Raw genomic sequence first — 15,328 nt, forward strand, 5'->3', positions numbered from 1 at the left:
CCCCTTCGATATTTTATCGGCAAGGAAAACTAGTTCCTTTAGTTCATATATAAATCTATAGTCCTAAATCATTTTCGCAATTTCACCATTAAAAAATAGTTCAATTGAACTTCCTCGCCTCATCTAAATATACAATTTGTTACTTGCTTGCGTAAATTATTAACCAAGAACCTGACCGAACTAAGCCTGAGAGCCTATAAAATTAGATAAAAAATATGAAAAAAGCCTCAATCTCCAAACGAGATAAGGCTTCTAAAAGTTCTATATTTTTTCTGTCGTAAGCAAGATTTGATTCAATACATGAAGTGTATGATCACATAACATCGGAATATCATGCATTTGATCCTCGTTCAAATGACGTATGAAATACACATTGACAGTAACATCAAACGAAACAGGAGTCTCTCCATAAATATAACTTATGTGCTGTTCAATCCGTTGTTCAGGCCAATTTTCCTGCATGATCGTCTGGATGTCATGACAATGCACCTCCGCATTCTTCGTCACTAGTGAAAAGCGCAGTTCCAAATCGCATCCCGGCTCACTGCCTGGAGTCTCCAGAATCTCCGCAGCAATGGCTTCTAGTGAACTTTTCAAAACCACTTCAGCAGTAACGGAGGGATGGTCTCTCAGACAGAATTGCAAGGTAAACTCTCTCGACATACTCGCCATCTCCAATTGATCTCTTCGATGGGTAATATGAATGTGTTCATCCAGATTGTCCAGATCATAAAGATAATTTTCGATGGCCACTTTTAGATTATCGTATACGGTAGGATCAAACATTACAGTAACCTGCTTTCTCTTCTATTCTTTTTCTATGTCTTCACGTTGTATCACAAATGAAGTTTTTATTCCAATTTACTAAAAGGCTTGCTTAAGCCACGAAAGGCCCAGTCCACAAAAGTGAACTGAGCCTTGATCTGTTTGGGTTTTACCAGAAAGTTGTATTTCCAGTATACCTATTATTCTTTAGATGAGCCTTCTGCCGCTTCCGCGCCTGCTTCATCTGAAGATGCAGGAACTTCCTCTTCGACAGCTTGTGGAGGCATTACCGAGGCCACAATGGTGTCAGGTGAGGTAACTAACGTTAAACCTTTATCCAGTTTAATGTCACCTGCTGTTAGACGATCACCGATCTCTAGTTCGCTGACGTCCACTTCAATGGATGTCGGCAGATCACCAGGCAATCCTTCGACTTCCAACTGTGTTTCCTGTGTTTGGAATACACCGCCTGCTTTGGAACCAACAGCGGTACCTTGGAAATCGATAGCGACACTAACGCTGATAGGCTTATTTTTAGAAATTTGCAAAAAGTCAACGTGCAGTAGACGTCCATTGCGTTCTTGCTGATCTTTAATCAGGACAGGTATAGTTTTACCGCCCTCTACATTAAGATTAAACATCTCGGAGCGGCCTGTGCGCGCTACTTTCAACATTTCCTTTTCATCCACATGTATGGCGGCACCTTCAAGTCCTAGTCCGTATACCACGGCGGGAACTCGTCCACCTTGTCTTAACAGGCGCAAAGCAGCACCTTTCTTTTCCGTTCTTGGCGTTGCTGTAAGTTGAGCCATTTTTCCGTTGGATTTCATGATTGAACATCCTCCTTCAAGGGATCCTTACTGTATATTTGTCGGCAAGCTCTGCAGCTTCTCTCTTAGACCAGAAGGTCTTATGTTGTGACCATAAATTGGGTCATATCTATATTTACCCCAATGATCCAGTATCTAAAACATAAATCCGAAATTCATACTTTTTTTTCCATCATCATGTTGTTTAGATGCAGACTAAAAACAGCCGGAATGGCTTCCGGCTGTCTGCTTCGTTTCAATTCAAGCGCTATTCAGATCATCAACCTTGGCATTTACTCGCACAACTTGCATTTCGTCTGCTCCGCTTCGTACGATAATCTGTACATCTCCATCCTCAGGTAAGATATCAACGTAACGGTCCCCGCAAGTATCTTTAGCCTCCCACTCATTCAGCCTTATGATAAATCCCACATGATGCAGCCCCGGAGCTACACGAAATCGGGCTTCTGCGACGTTGTCTGACCGCTCCAAGCGAACAGCTCCGTCCACCATCCCCGTACCCCATACCCAAACATCCCATCCATCGTACCAATGGTCTTCTCGCTCGTAGCGGATGGTTACAGTTCGAGAAAGGTATTTATGAACTGTGATGGCATATGCTGCACGAATCCCCCCAGTTTCAGCAATAATCAGTGATTTCCCAGAGGTCAGCGCCCTAACGATCCCAGTATGACTTACAGCTGCTACATCTGAATGAGAGGAACTCCAGCGGATATGAGCATTTGTGAGTGGCTGGCCGTATTGATCCAGTACCAGCGCACGAAAACGACATATTCGAGTCGTATACAATACAGGTTCACCTACAATTTCGATTCGATCAGCATAGCGTACATCGACCTCAACGTTGCAAGACGAGGTGATCTGACCGATATGCGCAGTAATTAATGCGGTACCTCGGCTCAAGGTATAGAAAGTACCATCCTCTTCTATTCGGACAACATCCGGATCAGAAGATCTCCACAGTACTTCTACATCTTCCAAAACATTGCCTATCCCGTCTCTCACGGTGGCTCGTAATCGGGAACTCTCCTGAGGAGCGAACACCCGCCGCGGAGCAGTAATATGCAGTGTAGCCGGTTCTACCTCCACAGCACGCTCGCTATCATATAGCACCATGAGCGACCATCGTTCCAACTGAACCTCTCTACTCACGGTCTCGATGACTTCTGTCCCTGCCGTATGATGATTCACGACAACGTTCCAATTGCCCTCTTCCAGATGTATCGTCTGCGACTCATCTGAACCGTTATAGATCACCATAATTCGGTTCCATGAATCTTCATTCGCTCCATGTTCAAGCACATAGGCAACAACCCTTCCGTCCATTCGAATGAACCGGAGATGACGGCGAACCTGTTCCGCATTAATCATACGAAATGCGGGATGCGTGCGCCGCAATTGGATCAGCCCTCGATAATAGTCAAATACGGGTCTGAAGCGAGCTTTATTCGCCCAAATCATCGTATTCACCGCATCACCACTTCGATAGCTGTTATGGTCTCCCACCTTGGATCTTAACATCTCATCTCCAGCATGTAGGAACGGTATCCCTTGTGATGTGAGCAATATTCCTGATGAGAGCAACGACCGGCGGACCATTTCATTGTCCAGCACATGTTCCTCAACGATATTTCGATACGGGTCTGCAGCCTTCACCGCCGACTCCGCGCTGCCCCCTTCCATGGGCTGCCCATCTTGCCACACGGGAAAGCCCAGTTCATGACGGACGTTAAGAGAGGTTGCAATTTTATCCCATAAATTCAGATTATCATGAGCCGTCACATAATTTACGGTTTCCGACGGAGAAGATGTGAAATCATCTAATGCTCCTGCTACGCCTTTGGATATTTCGTATTCCAAGCCATCTGCTCCTGTGATAAAGCCTCTACCATCACCGTCATTATCCCCTTTAATTGCACTTCGAAAATGATCATTGAATACAGCAAAACCCTGCTCCTGCTGCGTTCCTTTGAGTGTTTGACGTTCTAGCGGGGAATGTCCTCCCGTCCACGGCTCTCCATAGATCAGGAAGGCTGAATCAAATTTCTCTCTTAATTCTCGGGTGAGTTCACTCATTGTGTCCTGATCAATCAATGCCATCAGATCAAATCTGAATCCATCGATATGATATTCTTCAGCCCAGTAGCGTAAGGAGTCCAGTATATATTTTCGTACCATAGGGCGCTCTGTCGCTAGCTCATTGCCTACACCCGAACCATTGCTTCGCGTACCATCCGCATAAGCACGATAAAAATAGCCCGGTACTATCCGTTCAAAAGGGCCTTCCTCCACACTGTACGTATGGTTGTAAACAACATCAAGAACAACCCGGATGCCTTGCTGGTGCAGCGAATGGATCATCGATTTGAATTCCTTGATGCGAACTGCAGGGTCTCTTGGATCTGTCGCATAAGAACCTTCAGGAACGTTATAATGCTGAGGATCATACCCCCAGTTATAAGGAGCTTTCGCATTAGAATCTGCTTGCGCCGCTGCAAGTTCGTTTACTGTCTGATAATCAGCTACAGGAAGCAGATGTACATGAGTAATCCCTAATTCCGCCAGATGATCTATACCCATGCGGTTCCCCATTGCATCCGTAAGACCTGTAGCTGTGAAGGCGAGATATTTGCCCTTGTAAGGAAGCTCTGCATAAGGATCAGAAGAGAAATCACGCACATGCAATTCATAGATCACGGCATCTACTGGATGCAAAAAAGCAGGTTTCACATCATCATCCCAGCCTGGTGGATTCGTAGACTTCAGGTCAATAATAGCCGTTCGTTGCCCATTCGCCGTCACCGCTTTGGCATATGGATCAACTACGCATTCCACGTGTTCATGATCATGAACGATGCGATACATATAATAATATCCAGCCCAGTCACCTGTAAGTTGTAGATGCCATATGCCATCTGCATCTCTTGTCATCGCATACGACTGACCGTTATCATGCTGGACTACATTACCTAGCTCGTTATATTCACCCTCGTCTTCAAAAATCAATATATCAACCCGCACTGCTGTTGGTGCCCATAATTTAAAAGCACTTGCATCACGGGTATAAGTTAAGCCAAGATCATTGCCTTCAAAACGAAAAGAAGTCCACTCTGGCATCTTACCACCGCCTTTATATCCTTTAATTTCGTAATGTCCCGATGTTACGAAGTGGGACGCTATTTGTCAACCTGTGGTGTCTGTACTCCACATATCGGTATAATCGGGCTTTTCCATAAGCAATCGCTTTCATATCTATCATATGTAACCATGTGTTTGGGTTGACAGGCATCTGTACCTTCGGCATCAGAAAAAAGCACTCTCCTTCAAGATGAAGGAAAGTGCTTTGCGGAATTACCTTTTTTCAAAAATTTATGTTGACGAAAAGGTACTCCTATTCTGGTTTTAGATCTCTTCAGGACATGGAATACAACACAGTCATCGAAATTCCTTGAACCTGCACCTGATGACCATTAATGGTGCGTAGTGAATCAACGCCCGCTTGCCCCTTCTCCGTCACGACATTCCATATGCCTGGGGATAAGGAGACGGTCCGGGTTTCGATTGATGCGTTGTAGATGACTACAATCCGGTTCCATGTATCATGGACAGCCGCACCATGCAGTTCAAATGCGAGTAAGGCATGATCCTTTTCCAGAAGACGAACGTACTTCTTGATTGCATCACGTGTACGTAGTCGGAAAACAGGATGTTCCCGTCGAAGTTGAATAAGTCCGCGATAATAGTCAAACACCGGTTTGAATCGCTGCTTCTGGTCCCAGTGTATCGCGTTAACGATATCTCCACTCTCATGACTGTTCATATCCCCGTACTTGCTACGTAGCAGCTCATCCCCGGCTGCAATCAGTGGAATCCCCTGGGAGGTGAGTACAATTCCATTCGCAAGCAGGCAGCGTCTCACGGTTTCATTCTCGAGCACATGATCTGGATGAATATGAAGATAAGGATCAGCCTCTCGGACAGCTTCTTCCACGTTTGCAAACCCTCGAATACTTCCATCCTCGTTATACGTCAGAAAGCCCAACTGATCTTGTAGTCCTTGCGTTCGAACCACTTTGTCCCACAGGTTGAGATTATCATGTACGGTCACATAATTAATCGTCTCGGAGGGGCCTTCTGTAAAATCATGAATAGCTCCTCGCACGCCTGTCCATAACTCTACTTCCTTACCAACCTCACCTGTGGCAAAACCTTTGCCATCTCCATCACTATCTCCTTTAATGACGCTGCGGAAATTATCATTAAACACGGCAAACCCTGCTCCACGCTGTGCTCCTTTTAGTGTCATTTCATCTCCTAGAGGTGACTCCATCGCTCCCCAAGGCTCACCATATAACAGAATGGAAGATGAAACTTCTGAATGAAGCTCGTTGGCCAGTTCTTTCATCGTGTCAATATCAATCAAGCCCATCAGGTCAAATCGAAAGCCATCCACATGATACTCTTCTGCCCAAAAACGGACCGAATCTATAATAAACTGGCGAACCATCGCTCGTTCTGTAGCCACTTCATTGCCCGTTCCAGAACCATTACTATATGTTCCATCCGCATGCTGGCGATAATAATACCCCGGAACCAGTTTTTCAAATGAACTGCCCGCTGTATTATACGTATGGTTGTACACCACATCCATAATAACGCCTATACCTTTACGATGGAGTGAAAGGATCATAGATTTGAGTTCACGAATCCTTGCCTCTGGATCATCTGCACGCGTGGCATACGAGCCCTCGGGCACATTGTAGTGAAGCGGGTCGTAACCCCAGTTATAGTTGGATACATCGTTTGGATTATCATCCACCTTCGATTCATCTACCGTGGCAAAATCAAACACAGGTAGCAGATGCACATGGGTAATGCCCAGCTCAACCAAATGATCTATACCCAATGTGTTACCTTCACGATCACGCAGCCCAGTCTCCGTGAACGCCAAATACTTCCCTTTGTGAACGATACCTGAAGATGGATGGATGGAGAAATCACGAATGTGTAGTTCATACAGGATAGCATCGGTAGGATGAGATAAGTGTGGACGAACATCCTGCTCCCACCCTTCGGGGTCAGTCTCCTCCATATTCACGATAACCCCCATCTCCCCATTCATGGTCACCGCTCGTGCGTATGGATCTACGGCTTCTGTTGATGACCCATCTTCAAATGTAGGCATATACATATAACGATAGCCCCTGAGGTCTCCCTCCAATTCTAGAGACCACACCCCATCGTCGTTGGATTGCATAAATAGTCTATTTTGATTCAATTGATTTAACGTTTCGTCTACTGCACCTCCTGTTAAAGGGGGATAGAGAACTAGTTGCATTTGAACAGCTTTCGGAGACCATACTTTGAACATGCATGAATTCGGTCTAATCATAATACCTAAATCTTTCCCTTCATATGTATTATCTTTTTCTTTCCCGGTCCATTCTGGGTGTCGTCAATCATTATGCTGTTCCCCTCTCGCTTGAGCGTAATGTCGTATAAGAGATGATGCTCTTTACCCTTTATACCCGTTCTCTAGGTCGAACATAATATTTTCATGCAAAAAAAAGCAGAAAGATGTTAACTCACATCCACTCTGCCTTGGTTTATAGTTGATAATCAGTAGTCCATTTCTTATTAATGCGGTGCTTGGGATTGGAAATCAAGACGGCTGGATTGATCAGCGTGATAGAGTAAAACATCACCATCTTTCATGGCCCAGGTTTTCCCTTGAGCGTCTACCGGACTATTGTTGTACCCCTCCATCTGCCATTGATTCATTAACGGAGCATGAATGTATTGTAGGTGGGGATCACTTATATTGCCGTTCTTTAATGTTTCGATATTGAAATTAACAACGATATAGCCATCTCTCAAAAAGATATCCGCCTTATCATACAACTCGTTCTCTCGGGCAAAACGCTCCAGACTGGTACCTGCGGGAACTGCATATACGTCCGCTGGTAAGCTATACTCCCCATACCAGCGCTGAATAGCGGCATTCGCTCGGTCTGCATTAACACTGGAGGGTATGCCTGTTTTGGGACCAATGAGCGTACGAATCTGTGAAGGGAGAATCATCCAGTTGTAACGTCCGACCCAAGTCTTATGATGAGAAATCTGATCTACGAAACGAACCATGGATTGTTCCAATGTATATTTGTCCCGCTCTTGGGCTGTCCATTCATTCATGTACTGATAACGTGCCGCATCTGCAAGTTCCGTTCCTGGTACGTTTCGCAAACGTGCGTTGAGTACAACATGTCGTTTCTCCTGATCCTGTGCAGAGCCAATACGAATGAGACGTTCTTGTCCCCGATGATAATACAACTCCACTTCTTGCCTTATCGTACCATCCTTACTTAAATAGAAGAACGTCGGAGTTATTCGAATACCGTCCTGTTTGCCAAACATATTGCCCTTGGTTTTCAGATCGAATTTGAAATGGTAACCCGTTTTAACAGCTACATTGCCAAATCCCTGCACAGGATGACTGCCTGGTCGGATAGGCAATACATAAGGAGCCAGGTTACCGCGTGCATCCCCATCAATCTGGTTCGTTCCGGTCCAGTAGCTTACACCCGATGGTTCCGGGTTGCCTGGTTGTTTGCGGAATACCTTTTCCCAGTTGTAGTCTGAGATATCGGTGATATGAAAATCATATAATCGTCCGATGACCTCTACAGCGACAGTATCGGAAGCTGTATGATGAACAAGTTGAGTATTCGCATCTTGTTGTTCCGTAAAATTCGCAGGTGCATTCTCTGCAATATTCCGGAACTCTATTTCATAGTTCCCCTCATCTACCCAAACAGGAAGGAAAAATGGGGTGTCAAGTTGATTCACAGGGATGTCGATCCAGGTCATGGCTGGAATGAATTGTCTTTGAGCATCTGTATAGACATCAAAAGGGAAACGAACCTGTTTTTTGCGAAAATACTTGGCATAGTCCCGATCCCCGTACCCCGGATAATTCGCTACATTCAGATGCTGACCTGAGGTCGGTATTCGTACAAGGAAAGGACGCTCCAGAATCATTGCAGCTCGGCTGGCATCCGGCTTCGTTTTCTGATTATGAGGCTGGTCATCCGAAACCCATGCATAGTTCACCACAGGAGTATGGACTGTAACTGGATTAATCCCCGAAATTGAAAAGCGCTGTTCCTGTCCTCCGTTAACATTACCAGGGAGTAGACTATAGGTGATTTCCCCTGTTGTCGGTTGATCGGCTTTATTGATCAGTGTATTCTTGATCGTTAGTCGATTCTTGTAGAGTACTTGATCTCCAATCATACTCGGTTGTGGAATCGTCCCAGGTCTGGGAGCTGCTTTTTCCACTGGAGAAGAATTCATAATGGTTATACCATTAAAAATCACCTTGTCATTGTTAACGGTGTTTTCCCGAACTGCCCCTTCGGCTTTCGTTTGAAAAAGTGCTGTTTCGTCTGGTGTAGGGGGCTCGACTGAGCCACCTGAAACAGTTTGCATACCCAAATCTACATCCTGGCATGGCGCGGGTTTGACATGAGCCTGCACCTCAGCGTCCGCCGTGGATTGAAGTGTTGGAGGTGTATATGTGTTCGGTGTAAGAGTGACGGTATCCCCGTAACCTCCCAACGCATAGTTAGAAACTTTGGCCTCATGTAGTTTGTAGACCTCCAGGTTTTCAATTTGCCAGTAGCTGTAGTCCCTTGTGACTAGCATAGTCTTATCTCCTGGCACATCCCGTTCTTTGGGCTCTGCTTGTGTTCCCGGGTCTCCTTCCCCACTAGAAGGCCGCCCTGGAATTGTCCACCTTTTGTTATACACTTTCTTCACTTTGACGTGATACGTCACAGTACCCGTCATGTTGACCCAACGATGTTGAAATAGATAGCCTTTGGCCAAAACACTCGCGTAAAGATCCTCCGAAGTGGGAATACCACGAGTTACATCAAACTTCTCAGCACCTCGTTCATCAGCCTTCAACACACCACTAACAGAGGGATCCATGATTGAAGCTTCCACCACACTACCTCTACTAGGCGGGCTGATCGTAACCGTACAAGCATTCACAGGATCACTTCCAGGGCCTCCACCACCCGGATCTCCGTTGTCACTATTAGTACAATCCCTCACTACAAGCTCTTCTGTCCCTTGCTCATCCATTCGCTGCGTGGGATCAAGAAAACGGGCCTTGATGATCGAGGTGCCTACAATCCCCTTGATCGTAATTTTGCCTTCTGCACTAACTGTGGCAACAGTAGGATTCGAACTGCTCCATGTTAATTTGGGATGTGCTGTCAGTTTGTGAACACTTCGATCCGATTTCGTAAGAACTGCTTCTGCTTGCAGGAGTGTTGTCGTAGATTTGCAGGCATTGGGCAGATTCACTACCAGTCCCGGCTCAGATGTTACGGTAACGATTGCTGTATCCGAGATAAGGTATGTACCATTGTTCCATATTGCACGTACCGTAACCGTTCCTGGGCTTTCCGCTTTTAACATCCCTGTCTTTAGTTCAATGCTTGCTACCGTCGCATCTGAAGAAAACCATTTAATCTCTGTTTCTCTACCAGATACATCAACACCTTCATTCCACGTTGTAGAACCGTAGGCCTTAGTCTTCACTTTGGCTACCATCTGCTTGTTCTGGCCAATTGTCAGCGTCGCATCCGGAGTTACGTCGATTTCCTTTTCTTCCTCTAAATCGCCTTCCCATATGATATCCATAGGTGTGTAATAGACGACGCTATGTTTGGGACAGCCGGCATCAGTCCTGCCTCCATTTTCAAATGGACCATTGGTAGTCCATTCATGACTTCCACCAGTTAAAGTCCTAATTCCAACAATTGTACTCGAAGGATTAATTCGAGCTCCTCCAAGGCCAGTATAGGACGTTTGCTCAGGTGGAGTTTGATATTCTACTGCTTTAATCTTTATGTTTTTAAAACTAGCAGACGTTAAATCTATTCCATTATATTGAGGCCAGGAAAGTGCAGGCCACATAGAAAAATCAACACTATCAGGCACCTCTTTCATAGCAGGAAAGGGGGCTGAACAACTTCCAGCATTAGGAGCGTATGTTGGGCCTCCACTATGATCAGCTCTAAAACGTCCATCATCCATTTGATACCAATACACACCTGGATTGGCAATCCTCTTAGCAGCTTGTACAGATTTTAATATTGGACTTTTCATTGATTTTGGTCCATATGAGAAATCTAAAGCATTCACATTTGAATCAACTAATTGTCCAGTTAAAACATAAATAAAAAATAATATTAATATTATTTTTGGATACTTGAATACAGGAAATCGTATTCTTTCCCTCATAAATACAAAACCACCTTACTAGTAGTACATATTTTGTATTTTCAATTCTCCTAACTTTTCAGTTTTAATATGATAACTTCCATTTTTAAAATCTAACGTTGATCTAGTCCAAAACCTAACCTTTTTCCCTTTTGTGATAAGGTCTTTAGGATTATCAGGTATTGTAGTAAATCCATTTTTTTTAGAAAACTCTAATTCTAATCGTCTAAATTTTAATAATCCACTATCTAATCCACCACTGTAAGTAATTAAATCTGTCTTATCTGTTTTTGAAGTGAAAGACATATCCGCAAATGTTAAATAATAGTTTCCAAGCGGTACATTCGGCTCAACGAAAAGTTTATTGTAAACCCCTTCAGGCTTCCCACCTTGAACCTTTACCACTATAAATCTATGAAGATTTAACACTCCTGAGTTGTTTGACAAGTAAATATCCTCATCAGATATGTCACTCACTTTGACCGAATTTTTAGTATAAAAATAATTACTAATTGTCGTTAAATTCGTACCTGTCGTGCCTACCTCTCGCAACTCATTCAGATCGCTGTACTTAGAGGCGTCCGTTCCCTCTACCTCCATATACCGCAGTAAGATAGCGGCAACTTCAGCACGAGTCGTTGGATCAGCCGGTTTTAGTGTGCCATCCTCAAATCCACCAACAACACCTGTCCCACGCACAAGAGCAAGATATGGAATCTGTTCAGGACGAATTGTTCCGCGATTCACTTCGGGTGTAGGTAGTAACGTATTTTTCGTATCGTTAAAAGCATCTCCGAAGCTGCTCTCTGATTTGACCAATCCGCTTGCAATCCACTTCATCATTTCATAACGTGTAAGCTCCGTATTAGGCTTAAAGCCATTTACATAATCATTAACATCAATGAAACCTTGTGCCACCAGTTGATGAACTGCCGACTCGGACCAGTGCCCTGTAAGATCAGAAAAAACATTTTGAGCCTGTCCTTGCGCCTTCTCTAATCCAGTTGCTCGAGCAAGTATAGCGGCATATTCCCCGCGAGTGATTTTGCCATTGGGGCGAAACGTCCCATCCTGGTAACCGGAGATCAGATTTTTCTTCAGTGCTTTGGCAATCGTCTCTTGAGCCCAATGCCCTTTAACGTCCTTGAACTTGCTTAATGCACTATCCACCGTAACTGAAGCGGCTTTTACGTTTGTAACCCAAGGTGTAGACCCAACAGGTATAAGTGTTCCTGCCAACACAGCAACGGTCAATAATCCAATGAAGCAAACGTTTCTACTGATTTTTCTTCCTAATACTTTTTCTTTTTTCTTAAACTTCAATCTGTTCACTCTCCTATGTACCTTAGTATGGGGATGCTTTTTACTTGCTAGTTTCGCCTTCTTTTGACCAAAACCTAAATTTGACATAATAATCAATATTCTACCATGTAAATCTAGGCTGTTGGTATTCATTTTCTTATCTCCCCAGTACTTCAAGGCTGGCACCCCCCTTCTAAAGACCCTCTTGTTCCAGAAAAACATAAAAAAGGCCATGAATCCGTAGATTCATAGCCTTATGCTTTAAGGAGTGGTCTCGTGTATAAAGTTAATTCAATTATTAAGTTATATAATAAACCCATTCTTTTTACAAAATCAACCTTTTTTTTGCAGTCTTGCTTATTTCCCGTTCAGCTCTTTATATGATGCCTCCAGTTCCGTGATCAGCTGATCACCGCCTGCTTTCCTCCAATTGGCAATTTCCTGTTCCCAGCCTGCATCATCAATCTTGCCCATAATGTACTTCGTCTGTGCATCCCAGATCATCTGATCCAGTTCCTGACCACGCTCCGTATAAATTTCTGAAGATAATGTAAGAGCCGGATTAGCAACGGCATACTGCTCATTTTCGCGAGCCATTTTGGTGCCTTTCATTCCAATTGGAACATCGACCAGTTCAGGCACGTTGTATCCTTCCACACTCAGCAGATTATCACGATATGGTTTGACCTCACGCTGATAACCATCAAAGTCTTTCAGCTCCGTTTTACCGTCTGCGGTCTTAGAATAATGCACATCGAGCAACCCACGTAGCTGCAGCGTGCTAAGTTCCTCGTCCATCAATTGATCCAAAAAGGTGAGTACCTTTTTGAGCTGCTCTTCATCTGTTACAGATGCTTTTGGAATGACAAGCATACCGTAGTTTCCGGGTTCACCCGCAATACGAATACCGTCTGGTCCCTGGAAAGGTTCCACATCAATGACACCATCCGGTACGTTCGGTGTAAGCCTTTGCTGGGATGATTTCCCGTTCTGGGCGACACCGTTCAGTTTCATGGCAACAAGCCCTGAATCCATTTTTTTGTCTGCATCTGAAGGGTCGAGTGCAGGGAAATCACTATTAATGAGCCCTTCCTGGAACAGGCGCTTGAATAGTTTCATCGTATCCACATATTCAGGGGTCAAGAACTCAGGTGTTAATTTGCCAGCGTCATCCACTCCCCATTTGTTGACCCCGCCAATACTTACAGCAATCCGCGTCAGCGGTGAAGATACACCCTCGTTATACTTTTTAAATAGCAGCGCACCGTACGTATCTTCCTTGCCATTGCCGTCCGGGTCGTCTTTGCGAATGGAACGCATGACTTCATACCACTCATCGAGTGATTTTGGAATATCCAACTTCAGCTTGTCAAACCAATCTTTCCGATATACGATCGCCGTCCGGCCGATATCTCGAAAATTTGGAATGCCATAGATTTTTCCTTCAATTTTGATGTTATTAAAATGGGCCTCCGACTGAGCAGACAAGTTTTTATAATCCTTCAAATAAGGCCCGAGTTCCCAAAACAGCCCTGTCTTGGCAGCATTAAATGTGGTAGGCACGTAATTCACACGCATAATCGTTGGCATCTCTCCTGATGCAACCATGACATTCACCTTGTCATCGAACGCTGACTGCGGAATCCACTGCACGTTTACGTCAGTATTGGTGTATTCCTCAATCTTCTTCTCAATTGCGTTTTCCTTGGCGGGCACATCCCCCACCTGCATCAATGAAATGGAAATGGGCAGTTTACCTTCCCCGGCAGCTGGAGCTTTTTCTCCCCCACATCCAGCTAGCAGACCGGCAGACATCGCACCAACAATAACGAAACTTCCTACACGAAACATAGGACTCTTGGAACCTCTTGGACTTTTCGGACTCATGAACCATCTCTCCTTTTGGATAAACCTATTGTTCAGCGAACTTGCCCTCATTCCTTGATCATAGATGCGTTCAATCTCACAATGTATGCGCTATCATAATGTTCTGGAGAAAAGAACCAGCGTTACGCCAGTTCCATCTCAACCCCTGCCAAAATAAACGGAGCAACCGATTTCGGATCATTAATGCGAATAGATTCAGTCACATAGTACTCGTAAGATCCGTCACGATACGGAGTTCCCCCGAGACCTGCTCCCCCGTTGCACTGTGTCAGGGATAACACACCTTCCTGATCAGTCTGCAGCAGATGATTCAGCAGGCCTTGGTACCCTTTTTCTGCAATTGCTTTGAACTTCCCGCTCAAGTATCCTTTGCGCACCCCTTTCGCAAGCGCATACACAAACATTGAGCTGCCTGAAGCCTCCAGATAATTCCGCTCACGCCCCGGCTGATCGAGCAGATGCGGCCATAGCCCGGTCTGTTGATCCTGTACATGGACAAGCGCATTCGCGAGTCGCTCAAATATACCGATAATCTGTCCGCGTTGCTCATGATCAACTGGAAGATAGTCCAGCGTATCGACAACGGCCATCACGTACCAGCCCACAGCTCGGCTCCAGACATGAGGAGAACATCCCGTCTCTCCAGAGCTCCAGCGCTGTTCCTTAGTCTCATCCCAAGCATGGTAGAGCAAGCCACTTCGTGGATCACGAGTTCGCGCTTCCACCAGCAGCAACTGCAGAGCGGCCTTGTCGAACCATTTTACCTCCCCAGTTACAGCTCCGTATTGAGTCAGATATGGGGTCGCCATATACAATCCATCCAGCCACATCTGGAATGGGTAAATCTTCTTATGCCAGAATCCGCCCTCACTTGTACGCGGCTGCCCTTTCAACTGTGTCATCAGCAGCTCAGCAGCTTTGCGGTACTTTTCCTGACCCGTTTTCTCCAGCAGGAAAAACAGTGATTTACCCTGATTAATCTGATCTAGATTATACTCTTCAACCGTATAGGAACGAATTGATCCATCTTCCTGAATGAAATGATCCATTAGTTCCTGAATATAGTCAAAATATCTCTGTTCACCTGTACGAGCATACAGTTCTTCCAACGCTTTTAGCAGACACCCGTTCTCATAATGCCAGGTCGCGTACAGCTCATGATTGCGATAACTCTCCATAAACTGGTCAGCCATGCGCATAGGTGTATGTTGTAACGTTTCCTTCATGATCAAACCTCCGGTTTCCGCTCC

The 15,328-nt window shown here is 44.9% G+C and carries 8 protein-coding genes and 1 pseudogene; all 9 read right to left on the reverse strand.

The genetic code is table 11. The annotated features are described in order from the left end of the window. Positions 1-261: 261 nt before the first annotated feature. Complete coding sequence (locus PQG66_RS12595) at positions 262-786, reverse strand: hypothetical protein (RefSeq protein ID WP_272038006.1); 525 nt, start codon at positions 784-786, stop codon at positions 262-264. 179 nt (positions 787-965) lie between these two features. Then, complete coding sequence (locus tag PQG66_RS12600) at positions 966-1,595, reverse strand: 50S ribosomal protein L25 (protein ID WP_272038007.1); 630 nt, start codon at positions 1,593-1,595, stop codon at positions 966-968. Between the two features lie 240 nt (positions 1,596-1,835). After that, positions 1,836-4,712 (reverse strand): type I pullulanase, encoded by a 2,877-nt coding sequence (gene pulA, locus PQG66_RS12605; RefSeq protein ID WP_272038008.1) that lies wholly within the window; start codon positions 4,710-4,712, stop codon positions 1,836-1,838. A 295-nt stretch (positions 4,713-5,007) separates the two neighbouring features. Next, positions 5,008-5,415 carry an alpha-1,6-glucosidase domain-containing protein gene (locus tag PQG66_RS25325; RefSeq protein WP_334220777.1) on the reverse strand — a complete coding sequence of 136 codons (408 nt, stop codon included), beginning with the start codon at positions 5,413-5,415 and terminating at the stop codon, positions 5,008-5,010. Positions 5,416-5,664: 249 nt separating this feature from the next. Next, positions 5,665-7,008 (reverse strand): annotated as a pseudogene (gene pulA / locus PQG66_RS12610) (type I pullulanase); the annotation flags it as partial. Between the two features lie 224 nt (positions 7,009-7,232). Beyond that, entirely contained in the window at positions 7,233-10,307 is a 3,075-nt protein-coding gene (locus PQG66_RS12615) for a DUF5704 domain-containing protein (RefSeq protein ID WP_272038009.1), read from the reverse strand. 621 nt (positions 10,308-10,928) lie between these two features. Beyond that, positions 10,929-12,344 carry an S-layer homology domain-containing protein gene (locus PQG66_RS12620; protein WP_272038010.1) on the reverse strand — a complete coding sequence of 472 codons (1,416 nt, stop codon included), beginning with the start codon at positions 12,342-12,344 and terminating at the stop codon, positions 10,929-10,931. Between the two features lie 204 nt (positions 12,345-12,548). Continuing rightward, positions 12,549-14,078, reverse strand: a complete 1,530-nt coding sequence (locus PQG66_RS12625; RefSeq protein WP_272038011.1) for an extracellular solute-binding protein — start codon at positions 14,076-14,078, stop codon at positions 12,549-12,551. Positions 14,079-14,200: 122 nt separating this feature from the next. After that, positions 14,201-15,304, reverse strand: coding sequence for a glycoside hydrolase family 88/105 protein (locus PQG66_RS12630; protein WP_272038012.1), 1,104 nt, complete (start codon positions 15,302-15,304; stop codon positions 14,201-14,203). Between the last annotated feature and the right edge of the window lie 24 nt (positions 15,305-15,328).

The organism is Paenibacillus sp. JJ-100 (assembly GCF_948329825.1).
Lineage (GTDB): Bacteria > Bacillota > Bacilli > Paenibacillales > Paenibacillaceae > Paenibacillus.

What these genes read in the sequence shown, in the direction of transcription:
- PQG66_RS12595 (WP_272038006.1), bottom strand. Translation starts at nt 786, where the DNA reads ATGTTTGATCCTACCGTATACGATAATCTAAAAGTGGCCATCGAAAAT.
- PQG66_RS12600 (WP_272038007.1), bottom strand. Translation starts at nt 1,595, where the DNA reads ATGAAATCCAACGGAAAAATGGCTCAACTTACAGCAACGCCAAGAACG.
- pulA (WP_272038008.1), bottom strand. Translation starts at nt 4,712, where the DNA reads ATGCCAGAGTGGACTTCTTTTCGTTTTGAAGGCAATGATCTTGGCTTA.
- PQG66_RS25325 (WP_334220777.1), bottom strand. Translation starts at nt 5,415, where the DNA reads ATGAACAGTCATGAGAGTGGAGATATCGTTAACGCGATACACTGGGAC.
- PQG66_RS12615 (WP_272038009.1), bottom strand. Translation starts at nt 10,307, where the DNA reads ATGGATATCATATGGGAAGGCGATTTAGAGGAAGAAAAGGAAATCGAC.
- PQG66_RS12620 (WP_272038010.1), bottom strand. Translation starts at nt 12,344, where the DNA reads ATGAATACCAACAGCCTAGATTTACATGGTAGAATATTGATTATTATG.
- PQG66_RS12625 (WP_272038011.1), bottom strand. Translation starts at nt 14,078, where the DNA reads ATGAGTCCGAAAAGTCCAAGAGGTTCCAAGAGTCCTATGTTTCGTGTA.
- PQG66_RS12630 (WP_272038012.1), bottom strand. Translation starts at nt 15,304, where the DNA reads ATGAAGGAAACGTTACAACATACACCTATGCGCATGGCTGACCAGTTT.